The 21,834-nt window shown below is 44.4% G+C and carries 17 protein-coding genes and 1 pseudogene; 6 read left to right on the forward strand and 12 right to left on the reverse strand.

Annotated elements, in window-relative coordinates; genetic code table 11:
- The first annotated feature begins 92 nt into the window (after positions 1–92).
- The 4 genes from chrA to AACT42_RS09215 all read left to right on the forward strand — a co-directional run bounded on the left by chrA (position 93) and on the right by AACT42_RS09215 (position 4,846).
- Complete coding sequence (chrA, locus tag AACT42_RS09200; RefSeq protein ID WP_094131955.1) at positions 93–1,241, forward strand: chromate efflux transporter; 1,149 nt, start codon at positions 93–95, stop codon at positions 1,239–1,241.
- Between the two features lie 224 nt (positions 1,242–1,465).
- Positions 1,466–2,614 carry an HD domain-containing phosphohydrolase gene (locus AACT42_RS09205; protein WP_017046553.1) on the forward strand — a complete coding sequence of 383 codons (1,149 nt, stop codon included), beginning with the start codon at positions 1,466–1,468 and terminating at the stop codon, positions 2,612–2,614.
- Between the two features lie 176 nt (positions 2,615–2,790).
- Complete coding sequence (locus tag AACT42_RS09210) at positions 2,791–4,479, forward strand: AMP-binding protein (RefSeq protein ID WP_013856134.1); 1,689 nt, start codon at positions 2,791–2,793, stop codon at positions 4,477–4,479.
- A gap of 154 nt (positions 4,480–4,633) precedes the next feature.
- A complete protein-coding gene (locus tag AACT42_RS09215; RefSeq protein ID WP_017046551.1) occupies positions 4,634–4,846 on the forward strand; it encodes a VF530 family protein in 213 nt (70 codons plus the stop codon).
- A gap of 168 nt (positions 4,847–5,014) precedes the next feature.
- Here AACT42_RS09215 and fusA read toward each other — a convergent pair whose 3' ends face one another.
- On the reverse strand, positions 5,015–7,108 hold the full coding sequence (fusA, locus tag AACT42_RS09220) for an elongation factor G (RefSeq protein WP_088732818.1): 2,094 nt from the start codon (positions 7,106–7,108) through the stop codon (positions 5,015–5,017).
- 162 nt (positions 7,109–7,270) lie between these two features.
- On the reverse strand, positions 7,271–8,650 hold the full coding sequence (gene radA, locus AACT42_RS09225; RefSeq protein ID WP_013856131.1) for a DNA repair protein RadA: 1,380 nt from the start codon (positions 8,648–8,650) through the stop codon (positions 7,271–7,273).
- A 191-nt stretch (positions 8,651–8,841) separates the two neighbouring features.
- On the opposite strand from radA, the gene AACT42_RS09230 reads away from it, so the two are divergent.
- Entirely contained in the window at positions 8,842–11,187 is a 2,346-nt protein-coding gene (locus AACT42_RS09230; RefSeq protein WP_094131956.1) for a PilZ domain-containing protein, read from the forward strand.
- Between the two features lie 86 nt (positions 11,188–11,273).
- Here AACT42_RS09230 and serB read toward each other — a convergent pair whose 3' ends face one another.
- Complete coding sequence (serB, locus tag AACT42_RS09235) at positions 11,274–12,254, reverse strand: phosphoserine phosphatase (protein WP_026027377.1); 981 nt, start codon at positions 12,252–12,254, stop codon at positions 11,274–11,276.
- Between the two features lie 187 nt (positions 12,255–12,441).
- Between serB and AACT42_RS09240 the strand changes: the two genes are divergently transcribed.
- Positions 12,442–13,059, forward strand: coding sequence for a YtjB family periplasmic protein (locus tag AACT42_RS09240; RefSeq protein ID WP_026027378.1), 618 nt, complete (start codon positions 12,442–12,444; stop codon positions 13,057–13,059).
- Between the two features lie 80 nt (positions 13,060–13,139).
- Here AACT42_RS09240 and tnpA read toward each other — a convergent pair.
- From tnpA to yaaA, 9 genes and pseudogenes are all read right to left on the reverse strand, one after another.
- Positions 13,140–13,467 (reverse strand): annotated as a pseudogene (gene tnpA / locus AACT42_RS09245) (IS200/IS605 family transposase).
- Between the two features lie 165 nt (positions 13,468–13,632).
- Entirely contained in the window at positions 13,633–14,352 is a 720-nt protein-coding gene (deoD, locus tag AACT42_RS09250) for a purine-nucleoside phosphorylase (protein ID WP_013856127.1), read from the reverse strand.
- 79 nt (positions 14,353–14,431) lie between these two features.
- Positions 14,432–15,655 (reverse strand): phosphopentomutase, encoded by a 1,224-nt coding sequence (locus AACT42_RS09255; RefSeq protein ID WP_026027379.1) that lies wholly within the window; start codon positions 15,653–15,655, stop codon positions 14,432–14,434.
- A 21-nt stretch (positions 15,656–15,676) separates the two neighbouring features.
- Positions 15,677–17,038, reverse strand: coding sequence for a thymidine phosphorylase (gene deoA, locus AACT42_RS09260; RefSeq protein WP_094133448.1), 1,362 nt, complete (start codon positions 17,036–17,038; stop codon positions 15,677–15,679).
- 95 nt (positions 17,039–17,133) lie between these two features.
- On the reverse strand, positions 17,134–17,910 hold the full coding sequence (deoC, locus tag AACT42_RS09265) for a deoxyribose-phosphate aldolase (RefSeq protein WP_094133449.1): 777 nt from the start codon (positions 17,908–17,910) through the stop codon (positions 17,134–17,136).
- Between the two features lie 646 nt (positions 17,911–18,556).
- Positions 18,557–19,816, reverse strand: a complete 1,260-nt coding sequence (locus AACT42_RS09270) for a NupC/NupG family nucleoside CNT transporter (RefSeq protein ID WP_017043062.1) — start codon at positions 19,814–19,816, stop codon at positions 18,557–18,559.
- A 208-nt stretch (positions 19,817–20,024) separates the two neighbouring features.
- Positions 20,025–20,813 (reverse strand): TatD family hydrolase, encoded by a 789-nt coding sequence (locus AACT42_RS09275; protein WP_094125663.1) that lies wholly within the window; start codon positions 20,811–20,813, stop codon positions 20,025–20,027.
- Complete coding sequence (locus tag AACT42_RS09280; protein WP_013856121.1) at positions 20,800–20,937, reverse strand: DUF5363 family protein; 138 nt, start codon at positions 20,935–20,937, stop codon at positions 20,800–20,802. Before AACT42_RS09280 ends, AACT42_RS09275 begins: the two co-directional genes overlap by 14 nt.
- Positions 20,938–20,953: 16 nt before the next feature.
- Complete coding sequence (gene yaaA, locus AACT42_RS09285) at positions 20,954–21,727, reverse strand: peroxide stress protein YaaA (protein WP_094133450.1); 774 nt, start codon at positions 21,725–21,727, stop codon at positions 20,954–20,956.
- Positions 21,728–21,834: the final 107 nt, after the last annotated feature.

Below are 21,834 nucleotides of genomic sequence, written 5' to 3' on the forward strand. Positions count from 1 at the left end.
TTTTCTGCGGTTTACAAATGGTTAAGGATTAAATTTGAATCTGCTCAAACATCCTTTTAAAGTAGCGAAACAACGTCTCTTTAAGAGTGCTTATGCACATGTTTACTATTTTCAAAACTTTTTTTCTGCTTGGGTGGATAAGCTTTGGTGGGCCAGCCGCTCACATTGGTTATTTCCGCAATACATTCGTTGAAAAATTAAAATGGATTGAAGATAAAGAATACGCACAGATCGTTGCCTTAAGTCAGTTTTTGCCAGGGCCTGGTTCAAGCCAAGTTGGGTTTGCACTAGGGTACCATCGTGGTGGCTTACTGGGTGGATGCGCCGCTTTTGCTGGTTTTACACTCCCTTCGGTTTTGATCATGGTTGCCCTTGCCATCGCCAGCAGCCAATTACTACAAACCCCCTTATTTCAAAACGTGATTCACGGCTTAAAACTGCTAGCCGTTGTGGTTGTCGCGGATGCCACATGGGGAATGTATAAAAACTTCTGTAAGAATCGCTTAACTGTTGGGTTGTGTGTGGCCACCGCTGTGATGCTGATTGTTGCACCCAGTATTGGAACGCAAATCGGAGTTCTCATTGGGGCAGCGCTGATCGGAGTGAAATGGCTCCCTAGTCAAGATTTAGCCACTGAACGTTCATTTGTCCCCGCTTTCGTCCCTTTCACTCTCTTTATTGGCTTACTGGTCGGTTTACCTTTTGCCGCCCACTTAATGCCTGAAATCGCTCTATTTAACCACTTTTATCAAGCGGGTAGCTTAGTGTTTGGCGGTGGGCATGTCGTACTTCCATTACTGCAAAATTTGGTTGGCGACGCGCTTGACCCAGATCTGTTTTTAACAGGATATGCCGCAGCACAAGCGGTTCCTGGTCCAATGTTTACCTTCGCCACTTACATTGGCTACGCTCTACTACCACAAGCGCCAATCTTAGGCGCAACGCTGGCGACCATTGCCGTCTTTTTGCCGGGTTTTTTGTTACTGCTCGGCGTGCTTAAAAATTGGCAAGCCTTAGCAAACTATCGATCAGTATCAGGAGCAATCAACGGTGTTAACGCCGCCGTCGTTGGTTTGCTGCTCTCAGCCTTATATCACCCTGTATTTACAAGCTCGGTCAGCAACAATTTAGACATGGCGATTGTTCTGATCGGTTTTTACCTACTAAAACAGCTCAAACTGCCTATTGTCTGGCTGGTTATATTCTTTATGCTCAGTGGTATTGCACTTGGATTAAACTGAAATTGGCCATACGCCTTGTGACTAAAAATGGCGTCAAATAGCCGTATTTATCTAGTGACCCAGCGTCATCCAACGGCTTTCCAGTACCACCTCATATTGCTTGGTTATATAACCCATTTTTTAGTTAAATTTCACGCACGCATCGCTTATCTGTTCTAAACTTATCAATTAGAAGAGCTTCTCCATTTCAACCTTGGAGACCCTGTAGCGCAGAGGAACACGCGATGGATACGCATAGCAAAGGTTGCGAGCACGCCTATTTTCCACATGTTGGTCCACTCAATAAGCAACTGGCTAACATACACCAACGAATGCAAGTCAAAGTCCCAGAGATTGACCGTATCTCTTTTGCGCTATACGACCATCATCATGATAATTTGAAAACCTACGCCGACAGCACCTTTCACGGGGGCGAGCTTATACATTACGAGTTTCCACTTGCTGAGCTTCCAGTCCTTAAGCAATGCGCACAAAACGGCCAGAGTCGTAGCGTTGAAAATATCCCAATCCAATTGAAGCCAGACTATCCTCATACTCGCTGGCTAATTGAGCAAGGTTATTGTTCATCACTGGCGATTCCGACTTACCACCAGCAAGCATTTATTGGCTTTATTTTCCTCAACTCGTGTCAAAGCCATTTGTTTACCGAACAGGTAAAGCAGAATGTAGAACCTTTTATTGAGATGATTCGCTTTGCAGTTTGCTCTGAATACGATTTAGTCCACACTATTTTAGAGACTGTAAATTTGACTCAAGCACGCTCCCCAGAGCATCAACTGGAATCGAAAGAGCATAAAGAACGTATTAGCTGTTATGCCAAAGTCATCGCTACTGAGGTTGCTGACATTTATCAACTAGATGATGAGACCATTGATAACATCATCCAGTTTTCGCGCTATCACGACATAGGCAAACTTGCCCTACCGACAAGCTTATTACTTAACCCAAATACATTAGATAAACCAGAGCGTGCTCAACTGTATAGCCACATAGAAAAAGGGATTGAAATCATTAATCAAATTATTGATGACATAGGTACACCTGATCACCCTTGCATATCCATATTAAAAGAGATCGTCGCTTATCATCATGAGTTTTTGGATGGCAGTGGCTATCCTTACGGCCTAATGCAAGACAATATCCCGATATCGGCACGCATTATTGCTGTTGCCAACGTCTTTGATGCCTTAACAAGCCATCGTCCATACAAACAAGCTTGGTCTGTTCCTTTTGCTCTTCTCGAACTGGAAAAAATGGTCGTGAGCGGCAAGCTTGATAAACATTGTGTTAATGCCCTTCGCTATCATCAAGATTACTTAAAACATGTGATTGATATTCACCCAGAAATCGACCCGAAGGATAGATTCAACTGAACAGAAATAAACGTCACTCTGAGTTAATAGTGTCAAAATAAGAAAGTGAATCCAGCGCGCAACTTTAACGTTTAGTAACTACAATCTTCTTTTACCTAACCATTCCACCATGCTAAAGTTAACAAAACATTAACATAAAAATAATAATATTTTTGCCAATAACATGGAGTTAGAGAATGATTCAGCCTAACGAGTTAAGCAAAGCAACTTGTGCTCTCCCACCACCGAATGAAATGATCTTGAAATGGGCAGCGGAACGCCCCAACCAAGTTTATTTAAGACAAATTATTAACCGAAAATTTGTTGAATACACCTATGCTGAAGTGGCCGACAAAGCACTCAGGCTCGCCTCGGCGCTACAAGCGCTAGGGGCAAAACCCCAAGATAAAATTGCACTCATTTCCAAAAACTGCGCTGAATGGTTTGTGTGTGATCTCGCAATGATGCTCGGCGACTTTGTCAGTGTTCCCATTTTTCCAACGGCTGGCGCCGATACCATCGAATACTGCCTCACCCATAGCGAAACAAAAATAGTCATTGTGGGTAAACTCGATAACGGACAAGCCACCCAACAAGTATTGAGCCATTTGCCAGATATCATCAGTATTGCGCTACCCTATGATTCTGCTCCCACTTGCGATCACCTGTTTACAAAATTGATTGAGCACTATCCACCAAGCACAGAACGCCCTGTACATCATGACAATAAGTTGATGTCTTTAGTCTATACATCGGGTACGTCGGGCTTGCCTAAAGGAGCGATGCTGACCTACGGTGCATTTAGCTGGTCAGCTCAACAGCTTATAAACCACATTGGCATTCAAGAAAACGACCGTTTATTTTCCTACCTCCCTTTAGCTCATATTACTGAACGTGTTTATATTTTTGGCTCTTCCATCATGGGTGGGGTACAAACGGCTTTCCCTGAATCATTAGACACCTTTATTGAAGATGTCAAAATGCAGCGCCCGACGCTCTTTATCTCAGTACCAAGGTTATGGACTCTATTTCAGCAACGCATTCAAGACAAATTACCGCAGAAAAAGCTCAATTTTCTGCTAAAGATCCCTTTTGTAAGCACGCTGATTAAGAAGAAACTTGCTGATGGCTTAGGGCTTGATCAAGCACGTGTGCTTGGTTGTGGCTCGGCTCCCGTATCACCGGCGTTATTAGAGTGGTATCACCAAATTGGGCTAAACATTACCGAAGCTTGGGGCATGACAGAATCTTTTGCTTATAGCACCCTGAACTACCCGTTTAGAGCCGACAAATTGGGGTCGGTTGGACGAGCAGGCCCAGGAATCGAACTTAAAATCGCTAATAATGATCATGAGATTATGGTGCGTGGCCAAGGACTATTTTCTGGCTATTATAAAAATGACATTGCAACTCAAGAGTCATTTGATAAAGAAGGATGGCTACATACTGGCGATATCGGTTTTATTGATGCTGAAGGTTATCTCACCATTCAAGGGCGCAAAAAGGATACCTTTAAAACAGCCAAAGGCAAGTTTGTGGCTCCCGTACCTATCGAAAATAAACTGTTCGAATACACTCGAGTCGAGATGATGTGTCTGATTGGCTTAGGGCTTCCCGCCCCTATTTTGCTAGTTGTTCCACATAATTTCCCTCATTTTGATCGCGTTCGTTATGAGCGTACTACTCAAAAAGTCATTAAGCGGATGAATGAGGAATTGGAATCGCATGAGCAAATCAAAGGCGTGCTAATGATAAAGGAGCCATGGTCAATCGAAAATGGTGTCCTCACTCCTACCTTAAAAATCAAGCGGCATGTATTAGAACAGAAATATCATGAAATGGGGCACAATTGGCCAAAAGGACAACTGGTTGTTTGGGAAGAGTAATCCATTCTAATTGAGCAGGTTGGACTTAACCTCTAACCTGCCAATACACCAAGTTTTCACACTAACAACCTCCTATATTGCCTAATATTTTGTCCTAATTTAACTCCTGTGCCTGCTATACTTAGCTTAAATAACGCTATTGAATAATTGAATCATGACACAAGATAATAACCCGCTGCATGGGGTCACTTTAGAAAAACTACTCACGGAGCTCGTTGAATACTATGGCTGGGAAGAGCTCAGCTATATGGTCAATATTAACTGCTTTAAAAAGGATCCGAGTATTAAATCAAGCTTGAAGTTTTTACGTAAAACTGAATGGGCACGTATTAAAGTGGAAGAAATCTATATCAACCTTAAGGGCTAACTAAACGATATGAATTGAGTGGTATAAACTACCTTCACCCGGCAGTTTCCACTTTTATCGGTTCTGCTTTTATCGGTTTTTATGCCCTTTTCTATTTCGTTGTTACATAAAAAAGCCCCACCAGCTTTCACTGGTGGGGCTTTTTACGTTCAGCTTAGCTTTTAAGAATTACTTCTTATCTGCTTCTTTACGTGCTTTAACGTCAGCAATAACTTGCTCTGCAACGTTTGCAGGACATGCAGCGTAGTGTGAGAACTCCATAGAGAACTGACCACGACCAGATGTCATTGTACGTAGGTGACCGATATAACCAAACATTTCAGATAGAGGAACGTTCGCTTTAATACGTACACCTGTTACGCCAGCTTCTTGATCTTTAATCATGCCACGACGACGGTTAAGGTCACCGATAACATCACCAACGTGATCTTCTGGAGTAAACACGTCAACGTGCATAATTGGCTCTAGAAGTTGAGCGCCAGCTTTAGGCATAGATTGACGGAATGCACCTTTCGCTGCGATTTCAAATGCGATTGCAGATGAGTCAACTGCGTGGAAGCCACCGTCGAACAGTTCAACTTCAACGTCTAGTACAGGGAACCCAGCAAGAACACCTTGGTCCATCATAGACTTAAAGCCTTTCTCTACCGCAGGCCAGAATTCTTTAGGTACGTTACCACCAACAACTACTGATTTGAACGTGAAACCTGAATTTGGCTCACCTGGTTTGATACGGTAGTCGATCTTACCGAACTGACCAGAACCACCAGACTGTTTCTTATGCGTATAGCTGTCTTCAATTGCTTTAGTGATAGTTTCACGGTAAGCAACTTGAGGAGCACCAACAATAAGATCAATGCCGTGTGTACGCTTAAGGATATCAACTTTGATATCTAGGTGAAGTTCACCCATACCTTTTAGGATGGTTTCGCCAGTTTCTTCATCAGACTCAACTTGGAATGATGGATCTTCTGAAACCATTTTACCTAGCGCAATACCTAACTTCTCAGAACCGCCTTTGTCTTTAGGAGCAACAGCGATAGAGATTACAGGCGTTGGGAAAATCATTGGCTCAAGAGTACATTCGTGTTTAGGATCACATAGAGTGTGACCAGTTTTCACGTTTTTCATACCAACGATAGCGATGATATCACCCGCTTGAGCGGAATCAAGTTCGTTACGATCGTTCGCGTGCATCTCAACCATACGGCCAATACGCTCAGTCTTACCAGTAGCACTGTTAAGAATGGTGTCACCTTTCTTCAGTTTACCAGAATAAATACGGATAAACGTTAGGGCACCAAAACGGTCATCCATGATCTTGAATGCAAGTGCGCGGAATGGTTCGTCAACAGAAACTGTTGCAACTTTACCAGTAGGCTCACCTGTTTCAGGATCAGTCAGATCTTGAGGTACAACTTCAGCTGGAGCTGGAAGATAATCAACAACGGCATCTAGTAGAAGTTGCATGCCTTTGTTTTTGAATGCTGAACCACAGAATGTAGGGAAGAACGCTAATTCACGAGTACCCTTACGGATACAAGCTTTTAGTTGCTCAATAGTTGGCTCTTCGCCGTCCATATAAGCCATCATTAGCTCGTCGTCTTGCTCTACTGCAGTTTCGATTAGCATTTCACGGTATTCTTCAACTTGCTCTACCATGTCTGCTGGAATTTCTTTGATTTCGTAGTTTTCTGGCTGACCTGAATCATCCCAAACGTAAGCTTGACGGTTTAATACGTCAACAACGCCAACGAATTCGTCTTCACGACCAATTGGAAGAGTCATAACAAGTGGGTTTGCGCCAAGAACTTTCTTCACTTGTCCTACAACGCGGAAGAAGTCTGCACCCATACGGTCTAGTTTGTTTACGAAGATCAGACGAGCTACTTCTGAATCGTTCGCGTAACGCCAGTTAGTTTCTGACTGAGGTTCAACACCGCCAGAACCACAGAATACACCAACACCGCCATCAAGAACTTTCAGAGAACGGTAAACTTCAACTGTGAAGTCAACGTGCCCAGGAGTATCGATAACGTTAAAACGGTGATCTTTCCAGAAACAAGTCGTCGCTGCTGATTGAATTGTGATACCGCGTTCAGCTTCTTGATCCATGAAATCCATGGTAGAAGCGCCATCGTGTACTTCACCTGTACGGTGGATTTTACCAGTAAGCTTAAGAATACGCTCAGTGGTAGTGGTTTTACCGGCATCAACGTGCGCGAAAATACCAATGTTTCTGTATTTTGATAAATCTGCCATTGTCTTACTCTGTTAATAAGGTATAAAGTGCGCGCAGAGTATATCACAATCTGTCAAGACTGATACCCTTGCATACGCTTGCTTGAAAAAAAATATAGTACGGTTACGAACTGTCGGTGAAATATAGGTCATAACCGTAAAAGAGGCGAGTTTAATTAAGATTTATAACTCATCAAATGCTTCAATTGCTTCAGATAATTTCTTCACACCGTGCAATTGCATGCCCGGTATCCCACCTTTAGGCATATTCGCCATCGGAATAATTGCTTTCTTAAAACCATGTTTAAATGCTTCATTTAATCGCTCTTGACCACTAGGTACTGGGCGAATTTCTCCGGCCAAACCGACTTCGCCAAACACGACAACATCTTTAGCAAGTGGTTTATCTCTGAAGCTTGAAAGCAGTGCCATGAGAAGTGCTAAATCAGCGCTTGTTTCCGTCACTTTAACGCCACCAACCACATTAACAAACACATCTTGATCGGACATTTGTAAGCCACCGTGCTTGTGAAGCACAGCCAATAATAAAGATAAGCGATTTTGCTCAAGCCCAACGGCGACTCGCCTTGGGTTTGCTAATTGTGAATAGTCAACCAGTGCTTGGATCTCCACTAGCAGTGGACGCGTTCCTTCCCATACAACCATCACCGAACTGCCCGAAGTATCTTCTTCGCCTCGCGAAAGGAAAATGGCAGAAGGATTACTCACTTCACGCAAGCCCTGTCCCGTCATGGCAAAAACGCCGAGTTCATTGACCGCACCAAATCGGTTCTTGTGACTGCGCAATGTACGAAAACGACTATCAGTCCCTCCGTCGAGCAATACCGAGCAGTCAATAATATGCTCTAGCACTTTTGGACCAGCCAAAGAACCGTCTTTAGTAACGTGTCCGACTAAAAATACGGCAACGTTATTTTGCTTAGCGTAGCGTGTGAGCGTTGTCGCAGACTCGCGCACTTGTGCCACCGTACCGGGAGAGGATTGGACGTCGGCCACATGCATCACTTGAATTGAGTCTATGACCATGATGCGGGGCTGCTCTTTTTCAGCGATTTGGCAAATGCGATCTACATTGGTTTCCGACAGCATTTTAAGCTTATCTTTAGGTAAACCAAGACGAGAGGCTCGCATCGCGACTTGCTGAAGCGATTCTTCACCCGTGACATACAAAGCAGGCATTGACGCCGCGAGCTGACACATGGTTTGCAGCAATAAAGTCGATTTCCCAGCGCCAGGGTTACCACCGATTAAAATCGCCGCGCCGGGTACGACACCACCACCCAATACACGGTCCAACTCTTTAAAGCCGCTAGAAAACCGTGGGACTTCCTGCAGATTAATATCCGACAGTACTTGGACTTGTGATTCCGTTACCGCCCCAGCGTAACCACCTAGTCGCTCATTACGTGCAACCTGCGGCGATGCTGCCAAGCGTACTTCGGTGATAGTATTCCATGCACCACAAGCACTACATTGACCTTGCCAACGCGGAAAATCTGCGCCGCAATCATTACATACATAGGCGCGTTTTGCTTTTGCCATGCTTCCTCAACAATTCCTGTTTCTTGTTGGTAACCTATACTTTTCAAGCTTAAAGATTAAACTGTTAAGTAATCATGAAGTGATATAGGTTGATTTACGTTTAAATAAAGGTTGAACCTTCGCAACAGATAACTAAAGATTATGATAACGATGCCGATTAATCTTTAAGACGGACACTCTAACAGAAAAGTATGCAGCAATCTGAAATTCTATCAATCGCAGAGCGTTTGATCCCAGCTTACCGTTCATCTGATTTTGAACATCTTCTTTCTCAAATGACAGAAGATGAATCCCCGTCAGCGAAATTACTGGTCAAAATGGAGCTCAATCGCATCATGGCTCCTTGTGTTAAAAGCATAGACTTGCGAGGTCGGGTACAAGGGGAATGCCGCGAATATGAATTAGATGGCCGCAAACATTGGTTCGATGATGTGGCCTTTAACGCATACCATAAAGGGGTCAAAAAATTTGGTGCGTATACGGAAGGTGTATGGGAAGCATTAAACAATACGCCAAACAACTTCCGCGTGATGCAACAACGTGGTGCCCAAAACCCACAAAAAGACGGTGGTGGCAGTACGTTTTTTGAGGCTGAGCCAATTAAGCTTGGTTATGATCTCAAGCGTCAAGAAAATCGCTTAAAAGTCACCTCACAAGTTGAGATTCACCTACCTAGTAAACAGCTGGTCAATGGCCTCAGTGTTGATCTATCCGTTTCGGGTGCAAAATTTAAAGTTCCCGCCGCTTTTAACTACAAGCTCGGTGAGGTGATCAAAGTCTATTTTTCCGAACTCAACAAAACGTCAGAAGTGGTTGGACTGCACCACGCCATTGAATATCGTATTTTAGGTATTGATGAGTCTTACGATAACGATGCCGTGAAATTTCTGCGTACACTAAAACTTTCCGACACTAACATCATCGAAAAAGTGATTACTGAATCGCTGCAAAATAACACTCAAAAAGCGCGCCACGATAACCAAGATAAACTCATCCGAGCTCGAACCCGTGGTTACGAGCACACCTATTTAAAACACACCTGTAACTTACCAGTGTTTTTTAGTGGCAGTGAATTGAAGTTGGTGCTGCTGACTGAAAATAACCAACCAATTTGGCAATACTGGCACGACGAGCGTAATCAACAAGCACTCGGTTCGTTATTCAATAAAGAGCGGATGGAACAGTTAACCAAGCCGGGGATGCGGGGTAGCAATAATGTGCTTTATGCTTTTAAGCATGAACATCAGGAAAAAACGCTCTTTTTTTCAATGATGATGCCAGAGGCCAACCGTGAACAAAGAAAAATGTTTTGGCATGTTGGCGCTCGTCGACAAAGTTGGAAAGCGTTTCGCTTATTTGTCTTTGAACTCTCGGATGAAGAGCGTCAAGAACTTGCGGTTCATGCCCATGAATTGTCAGATCGCTCAAGCCACTTAACGCACTGTGGCGTTTTACAAGAAATTGGCGATGAGGATTCGGCAAAAGATTACCTATTGACTGACAAACCCAATTTACCCAATAGCGAACTCAATAAATTTCGTCATCCAAGGCAGATCATTGGCCAACCTACAGGCATTTATTTTGATGCTCGCTCGCGTAGAAAAGAGCCTCGTTACCAATTCAAGACACCGCTAACCATCACCTCAGACTCTGGAGTAAATGCAACAGGCCACACGATTGATTTATCCAAACGTGGTTTAAGTATTATTGTGGATACACCACTACCCGTGAAAGCAGGCGATAACGTCACCATCAATTACCACGAATTACAGCTTTACGACAAAAAGCTGCCACTGCATAGCCTTCCCTATAATGTCATTCGTATTGGGCCCGAAGGTCGGCGTCTACAATTGCTGATAGAAGAAAATATACATACCATCAAAACAATCGCTTTTTTCAATAGCATTATTGAAAACAATCAAGATAAGTTGTTACAGAAAGAAGAAGTGCTACCAAGTCATAACTTGCTGGAAGGGTTGCACAACATTTTGCTTGATAAGATGATAAGTTCGCCAATTTTCGTTGATAAACACGGTGCAAATTTACGCCCTAAAGTGATTGGCGTGAATTATCCCTTGCCGCCTCATCTTGTGTTACTGGCTAAATTAGGCCAAGAAAATCGCATCACGTTAGAGCCAATATTCAAAGGTCACACCAATACGCTACTGGCTAAACCGATGCGGCGCATTGAAGGAGCGATACCGCAATATCACGACGTTTATATTGCGGCAATCAAATTTGGCACGCGTATTCAATCAATCCAATCGAAATTATTAAGTGATTTTGAAAACACTAAAGAGCGTATTGATTTCATTCAAAAAGCGCAGCACATGGGTGAAATTTACATCTTGAGGATTTGCAGTGCACCCGTCTTTGACCCAATCACTACGCTGCTGCGCAGTGATCTCAATGAGTTGGCACAAATTAGTCTTCATCACGCTCGTACGCTAGAAAAAGAGATCACCTCAATCATTGGTTATGGAGAGGTGATCGATATTACAGAAGAAGTATTGATCCGCTTAGAGCTGACCTTGTAAAAGCGACTGACTTTTGTAAAAGAGAGTGTGGGTAAAAAAGAGAGTGGGCATCGCTCACTCTCTTATCTCTTGCTGTTGAGCTTTACTTAAGGCTTCACTTTCCAACTGAGTTTTTGCTGCTTCACCAATGAGGCAGAGAGAATACAGAGCACGCCACCAAGGCCTGCAAAACGGACCGCCGCTTGTGCTTTTTCTTCAACTTTAGGTTTAGCATGATAAGCAACGCCTAACCCCGCGGCAGCCATCATAACTAAATCATTCGCCCCATCGCCAACCGCGACAGTATTGTGCAATTCAATCTCATAACGTTGTGCTAACTCAACCAAAATATCGGCTTTGGTTTGTGCCGAAACGACATCACCTAGCACTTGACCAGTAAGCTTGCCATCAACAATTTCCAACGTATTGGATTGCGCATGATCAAGTTGCAGTTCGCTTTTTAAATAATCTGAAAAATAGGTAAAGCCACCGGATGCAATCGCCGTTTTCCACCCCAATGCATGCAGTGTCGCCACCAGTTCACGTAAATCGGGCATCATGGGTAATGTAGAGCGAACCGCTTCAAGAATCGACTCATCGGCACCAGCAAGCTTTCCAACCCGCTGACGCAAGCTTTGCTCAAAATCCAATTCACCTTGCATCGCTCGCTCAGTGACTTCGGCTACCTCCTCTCCGACACCCGCTAACTTAGCTATCTCATCAATGCATTCAATTTGAATCGCCGTGGAGTCCATATCCATCACAATCAAACCCGGTTTAGAAAGGTCTGGTACTTCACACAAACGGGCATAATCAATTTCGAGCCCTTGTAAAATTTTCTCGTGCTCTGTCGTCAGCTCACCTGACATCAGCGCCACTTCATAATGCCCCACTTTCCATATATCGAGGACAGCGTTGTAGTAACCGGTAAAAAAGTCAATATCATCAAAATGTTGAGTGGATAGATAAGGTGCAAAAACAATCCAACTTGCTTTTGCTTTGTCAAATTGTGAAGAGAAACGAGTTTCAGGCAAGCGGTTGAGCAGCGTTGTGTGCCTTTTGATCGGCAATGTTTTGAGGGCATCCATGTTTATCATTCCTTAATCAATCCTTTTCCTTCAGCCTGCTTAAACGCACCACAAGCAAAATGGGATCAACTCGATTCAATGCTCGAGTATCAATAAATGGGTGTATGCCCCTGACGTTACCCTATTGCAATTTAAAAACGCAAGTCTCAATATGAGTAAAGTTTTTATTTATCCAATCAGGTGGGTTATGGACGGCTCTTTATTTTCATTTCGCGTCGCAATTCGTGTGCTTACCGTCATTTTATTAGCAGGCATGTTCTTCTTTACCGTAAAAAACAGCGTTGTGATCAGTAAAGGTAACGAACGAATTCAGGCCAACCAACTAGAAACATTAACTAAGGTTTTGATTTCACAGGCATCATTATCTGCGGGCAGCATGATATCAGAGCAAGATCAAGAGCGCCTGCTAGCCCTTACCAACCAGTTAGCTCAAGACAAACTGGTGTTTGATGCCACCATTTATGATTCCGAAGGGGTCAAATTAGCCGCCAGCGATAACGCGTTAAGCGTACGCGAAGTATTAGGATTGGATACACCACTGCGCACGGCCAGCATTGGCCGTCAGCAACTGGTTGAGCCTGTCTATCATGAAAGCAGTATCATTGGTTTTATCCGCATTACTTTTGAAACTGGCCGCGTCACGGCGATTTCAGATCACCACTATCGTAAAAGTGATCGCTACATGTATCTCATGCTGCTAACCAGCTTTGTCAGCGGTGTATTGCTCACGCTGCTACTACTGCGTCGAAAACCGAAAAGTGGTGGTGAGAACCTGCTGCTACAGAATGTGGATGATATGACTTAGCAGGCTTTGTAAGTAAAAATCCGCCTTCTTAGAAGGCGGCTTTGGTTTATAGCCCCCTATAAGGGGGCATCCCTGCACTGCTAGTTTATCTTCAACTCTAACTGCGCCTCATATTCTTGATCTTTCTTGTCTTGGTGCCTTACGTAACGCCTGATGATTTCTTCATTCACACCAACTGTGTCAACAAAGTATCCCCTTGCCCAAAAATGATTACCCCACAGTTTCTTTCTTATATGTGGGAACTTGTTAAACAAGCGGATTGCTGAACGCCCTTTCAATACTCCCATCAACGTTGATATCGAAACTTTTGGTGGAACTATCACAACCAAGTGAACGTGATCCGGCTGAACATTNTATATGGTATTTGCAACGCCAATATACATGTGATGAACTTCTATAATCGCCCATGTTTTTAGTTTCCTCTTACTTGTGGTGAATAAGTGGTTTACTTCTAGCATGGGCACTCCTTCGGGCAATAGCCCCAAGGTTCAATCACCACCGCCCAAGGCGGTGGTTTAGGGATGACAATAAAAAAACCTCAGTTGCGACACTGAGGTTTTTTATAAAAGAATATTATTGAGCGTCGCCAATCAATACTGAATCTAACGCAATTTCAATCATTTCATTGAAAGTGTTTTGACGCTCTTCTGACGTCGTTTGCTCGCCAGTTTTGATGTGATCAGACACAGTGCAAATCGTCAGTGCTTTTGCGCCATATTCCGCCGCTACGCCGTAGATTCCTGCCGCTTCCATTTCTACACCAACAATGCCGTATTTATCCATCACATCGAACATCTCTGGATCTGGCGTGTAGAAAAGCTCTGCGGAGAACAAGTTACCCACTTTCACGTTAATACCACGCGCCGTAGCCGCTTCTTCTGCGGCTTTAACCATTTTGTAATCGGCAATCGCAGCAAAGTCGTGGTCTTTAAAACGGATGCGGTTAACTTTGGAATCGGTACAAGCACCCATACCAATCACAACATCACGCACTTTAATATCGTCGCTGACCGCACCACAGCTTCCGACACGGATCACTTTTTTCACGCCAAAATCTTTGATAAGTTCCGTCACGTAAATTGAGCATGAAGGGATCCCCATGCCATGGCCCATTACCGAAATTTTACGACCTTTGTATGTACCTGTATAACCAAACATGTTACGGACATCACACACTTGAACCACATCATCAAGGAAAGTTTCTGCGATGTATTTTGCGCGAAGTGGGTCACCCGGCATTAAAACGACGTCTGCAAATGCACCCATTTCAGCATTAATATGTGGAGTTGCCATTAAAAGTATCCTTTATCTAAATTGACCAAAGAATAGAGAGTGATCTCTCTATTCATCCTCAAAAAATGAATCGCTACGCTTACTGTAAGAAATTGGTGCCGTAATCCATCGCAGACGTACCGAAATAGTGCGCCAGTGACTGACCAATATCAGCAAACGTCTCACGGCGGCCCAATGAACCGGGGGCCACTTTATGCCCATAAATCAAGACTGGAATATGCTCGCGCGTATGATCCGTACCCGGCCAAGTTGGATCGCAACCATGATCCGCTGTAAGAATAAGTACATCGTCCTCTTCCATTAACTCAAGTACTTGTGGCAGACGCTTGTCAAAGTACTCCAGTGCCGCAGCGTAGCCCGCTACATCACGGCGATGACCATAAGCGGAATCAAAATCAACGAAGTTAGTGAAGACGATGGTGTTATCTTTCGCTTGTTTGATTTGTTCTAGTGTTGCATCAAATAAAGCTGGGATGCCTGTCGCTTTGACTTTATGAGTGATGCCGCAGTAGGCGTAAATATCAGCAATTTTACCAATAGAAACCACGTTACCTTGCTTCTCATCAACCAATTTTTGCAGCACGGTCGCCGCTGGCGGCTCAACGGATAAATCACGACGGTTGCCAGTACGAGCAAATTCTCCCGCTTTCGGGCCAATGAACGGGCGCGCAATCACGCGGCCAATGTTGTAATCCGCCAATTCTTCACGTGCGATCTGGCAAAGTTCTAACAAACGATCAAGACCAAACGTCTCTTCGTGACAAGCTATTTGGAACACTGAGTCAGCTGAGGTATAGAAAATCGGTTTACCCGTTTTCATGTGCTCTTCACCCAAATCATCTAAAACCTGTGTGCCTGATGCATGGCAGTTACCAAGAAAACCATCCAAACCTGCGCGTTCAATAATGCGATCTGTCAGCTCTTTCGGGAAACTATTTTGCTTATCGCTGAAATAACCCCATTCAAACAGTACAGGAACACCAGCAATTTCCCAGTGACCCGAAGGAGTATCTTTACCTGATGAAAGCTCAGCTGCGTGGCCGTACGCACCGATAATATCAGCGTTGGCATCAAGCCCCGGAGCAAAACGCCCCGTTGACTCTTTATGCGCCATGGCAAGCCCCAGTTTCGATAAGTTTGGCAGCGTCAATGGGCCCTGGCGATCCGCGTTATTCGCTTCGCCTTTAGCACATTGGTCTGCGATGTGGCCCAAAGTGTCAGCGCCAACATCACCAAATTGTGGTGCATCAGCGGTTTCGCCGATACCAAATGAATCTAATACTAAAATAAATGCTCTTTTCATTGCTCTCTCCAACCGATATTTTTATACGTCTTCTGCGCGAATTTGGCCGTAGACATCGGGTGTTGGTGTGTATTCTCCGCCAATTTGAATGGCGCTTTGTAATGCTTTGGCCGCTTGTTGCCATTGCGCTTCATTACGCGCATGGATCACCGCCAACGGCTTGCTGCTATCGGCAACTTCACCTAGGCGAATAAATTGGTCAAACCCAACCGCGTAATCAATAGTGTCAGTTGCGACGCGGCGTCCACCGCCCATCTCCACCACGGCCATGCCAATCGCGCGAGTATCCATTGCCGATACGACGCCACTTTCTAGAGCGTAAACGGGCTTAACCAGCTCGGTTTTTTCAAGATAGTGATCGTAATTTTCAACAAAATCAGCGGGGCCGCCTAACCCTTTGACCATTTTGCCAAAGCATTCAGCCGCTTTTCCGTTATTAAGAACGGCCATCAGTTTCGCACGAGCATCACTGCTGTCTTTTGCTAAATTGCCTAATAACAACATTTCAACGCAAGAGGCCAAGGTAATTTCCAGTAAGCGAGGATTGCGATATTCACCAGTTAAAAAGCGTACCGCTTCACGCACTTCAAGGGCATTGCCTGCCGAAGAGGCCAGCACTTGGTTCATATCCGTTAAAATAGCCGTGGTTTTCGTACCGGCGCCGTTAGCCACTGCGACGATAGATTTAGCCAACTCTTCAGAAGCTTCGTAAGTCGGCATAAATGCGCCAGAACCGACTTTGACATCCATTACCAAGGAATCTAACCCAGCGGCTAATTTTTTAGAAAGAATCGAGGCGGTGATGAGTGAAATATTGTCGACCGTTGCGGTAATGTCACGTGTGGCGTATACGCGTTTATCCGCTGGCGCGAGATCACCCGTTTGGCCGATGATAGCAACGCCCGCTTCTTTGGTTACTTGACCAAATACGTCATTACTTGGCGTGATGTTATAACCGGGAATCGACTCCAATTTATCCAGCGTGCCGCCCGTATGACCAAGGCCGCGCCCTGAAATCATAGGGACAAAACCACCGCAGGCTGCGACCATGGGGCCAAGCATCAACGAAGTGACATCGCCTACGCCGCCAGTTGAGTGTTTATCAACGATAGGGCCACCGAAGTTCATCGCATCCCAGTTGATCACCATCCCAGAATCACGCATAGCGCACGTCAGTGCAATGCGCTCTGGCATAGTCATTTCATTGAAGAAAATCGTCATGGCAAAGGCCGCAATTTGGCCTTCGGAGACGGTATTATTCGCCACACCTTGAATAAAAAAGTTAATTTCTTCGGTGGTGAGGATCTCGCCGTCACGCTTTTTGCGAATAATTTCTTGAGGTAAAAAAGTTTGAGTTGAATACATTAGTTGCCTCCCAAGCATGATGCTTTGGTCAGTAAGGTAAAGAGGTAATCGGGAGCTGATGGCTCAGCTCCACGAGTCAGACTTATTATTATCAGTCCTACTTCAGCGCATAATTAATACGCAGCTGGATCGGCTTTTTGGTCTGTTACTTCTAATGTATTCAAAAGATTGGTTAGCAGGCTTGAAGCCCCAAAACGGTAGTGCATGCTGTCGGCCCAATCTGCGCCAAGTAGCTCATCAGCCATCGCGAGATACAATGCAGCATCTTGCGCTGTGCGTACACCGCCCGCAGGTTTAAAGCCTACCGTTTTGGCAACGCCCATATCGCGAATCACTTCTAGCATCATACGTGCGTATTCTGGTGTTGCATTCACAGGGACTTTACCCGTTGAGGTTTTGATGAAATCAGCACCCGCTTCAATACAGATTTGAGACGCTTTTTTGATTAATGCTTCTTCTTTTAGCTCACCAGTTTCGATGATCACTTTAAGCAGAATGTCACCACACGCGGCTTTACATTGCTTAACAAGATCAAAACCGACTTGCTCATTACCGGCGATTAATGCGCGGTAAGGGAACACAACGTCGACTTCATCAGCACCGTACGCAACAGCGGCTTTAGTTTCCGCAACGGCAATCTCAATATCATCATTACCGTGTGGGAAGTTGGTAACGGTTGCGATACGAATATCTGGCGTGCCTTGCTCACGAAGTGTCTTCTTCGCAATAGGAATAAAGCGAGGGTAAATACAAATTGCAGCGGTATTACCTACAGCCGTTTTGGCATCATGACAAAGGGCAATCACTTTCGCATCCGTGTCATCATCGTTTAGCGTAGTCAAATCCATCAATTTCAGTGCACGTAGTGCGGCTGCTTTTAAATCGCTCATTTCTATCTCCGATCAATATATTCAAATAGTTCACTAGTAAACCACGCTCAGTGTTAAGAGCGAGATGGCTTACTAGCCACAAATGAACGGACTTGGTTCCTTGAAGACTCGAAATGCACTTGCATTTCAATTGCTATCCCTGTCACCGCACAGTACCAATTTGGCCTATGGCACAACCATGATATGCCGCTTATTTGCACTCATCGCCGTGTCTAACGTATATCCGTGTGTAACTTATACCCGTATCTAATTTATATCAAAGCAACACGACATGATAAAACGGGCTGCCTTTGCGTCAAATCATACTCCATGTATTGATTGGCGCTAGCTGATATCTTCACTCTTCTATTGAAAATGAATCTCACTGATACAGTATAGATTTTCACTACAAAACTGTAGCGTCATTCATAGAGCAAACGGTTTGTATCTCAAAAAAGATCAGCGTCAACGATAATCTCGTTTACCGATAAACTCTGATCTATCCATTAAAAGCTAACTTATAAAAGAGAGCTTGAGGTGATACACACTGACCACCCGACTAAAGAGTGAATCAAAGTATTCCTTTCGCCAAAACAAAAAAGCCCCGCAGCAATCTCTTGCTACGGGGCGATGTTAAACGGCGTCTATATCTCTTTCTCTTATTTAATTAGAAAGAAAGGAAGAAGCCAGCAATGGTTGCTGCCATTAAGTTAGACAGTGTACCAGCACAAACGGCTTTTACACCCATCTTCGCGATATCGTGACGACGGTTAGGAGCAAGACCACCTAAACCACCGAGTAGAATCGCAACAGAAGAAAGGTTGGCAAAGCCACACAGTGCAAATGAGATGATAGCTTGAGTTTTCTCAGACATCACTGCACCAGTAGCAGCAACGATCTGTGCGTTATCACCCACGTAAGGTACGAAGTTTAGATAAGCAACAAATTCGTTTACAACCAGTTTTTGACCGATGAAAGAGCCCGCTAGCGTTGCTTCTTCCCATGGCACACCAATCAGGAATGCTAATGGAGAGAAAAGCCAACCAAGCAGTAGTTCTAGAGTCAGTTCAGGCATACCGAACCAACCACCCACACCACCAAGCATACCGTTAACTAACGCGATTAGACCAACGAAGGCAAGTAGCATTGCACCTACGTTCAGCGCAAGTTGCAGACCAACAGAAGCACCACCTGCAGCAGCATCGATTACGTTGGCAGGTTTATCATTGCCATCCATATCGCTACCCAGTTCTTCGTCTGGAGTATCGGTTTCTGGTTTGATGATTTTTGCAAACAGTAGACCACCCGGTGCTGCCATGAAAGAGGCCGCAACAAGGTACTCTAGCGGCACACCCATCGATGCGTAACCAGCAAGTACACCACCCGCAACTGAAGCCAAACCACCACACATTACTGCAAACAGCTCAGATTGAGTCATTTTAGGTACAAACGGACGAACCACGAGTGGCGCTTCTGTTTGACCTACGAAAATGTTGGCTGCAGCAGACATCGATTCCGCACGAGAGGTACCGAGTGCTTTTTGTAAACCACCACCTAGAATCTTAATTACCCATTGCATAACGCCAATGTAGTAAAGCACAGAGATAAGTGCCGAGAAGAAGATTAGAGTAGGTAGAACTTGGAAAGCAAAGATGAAGCCAATACCGTCAACTGAAAAGTTAACTAGGCTGCCGAATAGAAAACCAGTACCGTCTTTACCGAAGTCGATGACGTTTTGAACACCCGCAGAGAAACCTGCAAGGAGATCACGACCCCATGGTACGTAAAGAACGAAACCACCGATAATAAATTGGATAGCAAAAGCGCCACCCACTGTTCTTAGATTGATAGCTTTGCGGTTATCAGACAGTAGAACTGCAAGTCCTAGCAGAACTGCCATACCGACTAGGCTCATAAACAGGCTCATAGTTTATGATTTCCTTATTAGGTTATTGTTGGCGTGTTATAAAATGGAGCTCATGAAGCGGGGTGATTATACTCATCACCACTAAGATAAAGTAATGCCAGCCTCACACTTTCTTATAAGATTCACTGCCCATTCACTCATTTATGTGAGCACGTTCAATATTTACTGATACTAGAATCATTAAACCTACATTTCATTTCGAATTTATTCACACCGGAAAGAACAGAGAATGGCTGTTTTTCCACAAAACATCAGCAACCGTTTGCTCTGATTGGTTCTTCAGCAACGCAAGCGTTTGCAGGATAATCGGCAGTTTTTGTGGGTGATTCGCTTGCCCTTGAAAACCATTGAGTGGCATATCAGGAGCATCCGTTTCTAGCACTAAACTTTCGATGGGGAGTGCTGCAATAGTAAGACGGGTTTTGTTGGCTCTTGGATAGGTAATAACACCACCCACGCCAATCTTAAAACCCAGTTCAATAAACTGGTTTGCCTGTTGAACGCTGCCAGAAAAAGCATGCAGCACTCCACCTTGGCTAAATTGATGTTTTTTTAACAGTTGTATAAGGCGGTTGTGCGCTTTGCGGCTGTGTAATATCAATGGAAGTCTGGCTCGTTTCGCAAGCTCTAGTTGCATTTCAAACATTGTTTCTTGCAAAGCGGGAGCAATATCCGTCGTAAAATCTAAGCCACACTCCCCCAGAGCCACGCATTGAGCTGGTTTTTGAAGTAACTTTTGCTCAAGCTCGTCGATATCCGCAGGGGAAGAGGTTGATAAAAAACAGGGATGGAAACCGAGAGCAAAGTAGAGTTCAGGATAACCGTTAGCAAGCTCGGCCACTCGTTGCCAGTTACTTGGACCAACGGCGGGAATCACTATTTTTTCAACCCCCTGCTGGCGAGCTAAATGTAAATGGTGTTCAAACTCACGCTCAAAGATAGGAAAATCGAGATGGCAATGCGTATCAAATAAACGCAGCTTCTTATTCTCGCTCACGTTCTTTACTCTGAACAGGATCTTGACGATAAGGAACACAGCTACGTTTTTTATCTGGTGTTAAACCCATGTTCTCACACCAGCGATCATAACGCGCAACCTGCTTTTTCAACCACTGCCACATAACCGCCTCTCTTACATCACTGCTCTTCGCGTTTAAAGACCAACTCAGTTGCTGATGACTCCTGTTCTACAAAATAGTAGCCAGCACTGTCAAACTGAGCCAATTGCTCTACAGAAGAGATTTGTTTATCGATAATGTAGCGCGCCATCATGCCACGAGCCTTCTTAGCATAGAAGCTAATGACTTTGTATTGCCCTTTCTTACAATCCTTAAATACCGGAGTAATGATGCTCCCCTTAAGCTTTTTCGGATTAACCGCTTTAAAATACTCGTTGGAAGCGAGATTAATCAACACATCATCGTCTTGCTCTTTCAGAGCTTGATTGAGTTTATCGGTAATGATATCTCCCCAAAACTGGTACAGGTTAGTCCCCCTCGGGTTACCCAATCTCGTGCCCATCTCCAAACGGTACGGTTGCATCAGATCCAGTGGTTTCAATACACCATACAAGCCAGAGAGCATTCTTAAATGCTGTTGGGCATATTCAAATCCGGCATCCGATAATGTTTCTGCTTCAAATCCTGTATAAACATCCCCTTTAAACGCCAAAATGGCGGGACGTGCATTATCCAACGTGAAGGTTGGGCTCCACTGCGCAAAGCGAGCCACGTTGAGCCCAGCAATTTTATCGCTCACTTTCATCAACGCTGAGATGTCGGCAGGAGTCAATTGACGGCAAACATCGATCAACTGAGCTGAATGGTCAATAAGCTCCGGCTGAGTATATTTGCTTGTCACCAACGGGGATTCGTAATCTAACGTCTTGGCTGGGGAAACAACAATGAGCATAATTTTCCTTCCTTTCTATTCTTATTTTATGGCTCACAGAGTACAAAAAAAGCCATGCGGTGTCTGCATGGCTTTTTCAATCTATTTAATCGTCAGTAACGATAACA

It is taken from the genome of Vibrio sp. V15_P4S5T153, assembly GCF_963874485.1.
GTDB classification, from domain to species: Bacteria; Pseudomonadota; Gammaproteobacteria; order Enterobacterales; family Vibrionaceae; genus Vibrio; species Vibrio anguillarum.

Excerpts from the sequence above, each read along its gene's own strand:
- chrA (WP_094131955.1), top strand. The coding sequence starts at position 93 with ATGCACATGTTTACTATTTTCAAAACTTTTTTTCTGCTTGGGTGGATA.
- AACT42_RS09210 (WP_013856134.1), top strand. The coding sequence starts at position 2,791 with ATGATTCAGCCTAACGAGTTAAGCAAAGCAACTTGTGCTCTCCCACCA.
- serB (WP_026027377.1), bottom strand. The coding sequence starts at position 12,254 with ATGGATGCCCTCAAAACATTGCCGATCAAAAGGCACACAACGCTGCTC.
- AACT42_RS09230 (WP_094131956.1), top strand. The coding sequence starts at position 8,842 with ATGCAGCAATCTGAAATTCTATCAATCGCAGAGCGTTTGATCCCAGCT.
- deoD (WP_013856127.1), bottom strand. The coding sequence starts at position 14,352 with ATGGCAACTCCACATATTAATGCTGAAATGGGTGCATTTGCAGACGTC.
- deoC (WP_094133449.1), bottom strand. The coding sequence starts at position 17,910 with ATGAGCGATTTAAAAGCAGCCGCACTACGTGCACTGAAATTGATGGAT.
- AACT42_RS09270 (WP_017043062.1), bottom strand. The coding sequence starts at position 19,816 with ATGAGCCTGTTTATGAGCCTAGTCGGTATGGCAGTTCTGCTAGGACTT.
- fusA (WP_088732818.1), bottom strand. The coding sequence starts at position 7,108 with ATGGCAGATTTATCAAAATACAGAAACATTGGTATTTTCGCGCACGTT.
- AACT42_RS09205 (WP_017046553.1), top strand. The coding sequence starts at position 1,466 with ATGGATACGCATAGCAAAGGTTGCGAGCACGCCTATTTTCCACATGTT.
- yaaA (WP_094133450.1), bottom strand. The coding sequence starts at position 21,727 with ATGCTCATTGTTGTTTCCCCAGCCAAGACGTTAGATTACGAATCCCCG.
- AACT42_RS09255 (WP_026027379.1), bottom strand. The coding sequence starts at position 15,655 with ATGAAAAGAGCATTTATTTTAGTATTAGATTCATTTGGTATCGGCGAA.
- AACT42_RS09215 (WP_017046551.1), top strand. The coding sequence starts at position 4,634 with ATGACACAAGATAATAACCCGCTGCATGGGGTCACTTTAGAAAAACTA.
- deoA (WP_094133448.1), bottom strand. The coding sequence starts at position 17,038 with ATGCTTGGGAGGCAACTAATGTATTCAACTCAAACTTTTTTACCTCAA.
- AACT42_RS09240 (WP_026027378.1), top strand. The coding sequence starts at position 12,442 with ATGGACGGCTCTTTATTTTCATTTCGCGTCGCAATTCGTGTGCTTACC.
- AACT42_RS09280 (WP_013856121.1), bottom strand. The coding sequence starts at position 20,937 with ATGTGGCAGTGGTTGAAAAAGCAGGTTGCGCGTTATGATCGCTGGTGT.
- radA (WP_013856131.1), bottom strand. The coding sequence starts at position 8,650 with ATGGCAAAAGCAAAACGCGCCTATGTATGTAATGATTGCGGCGCAGAT.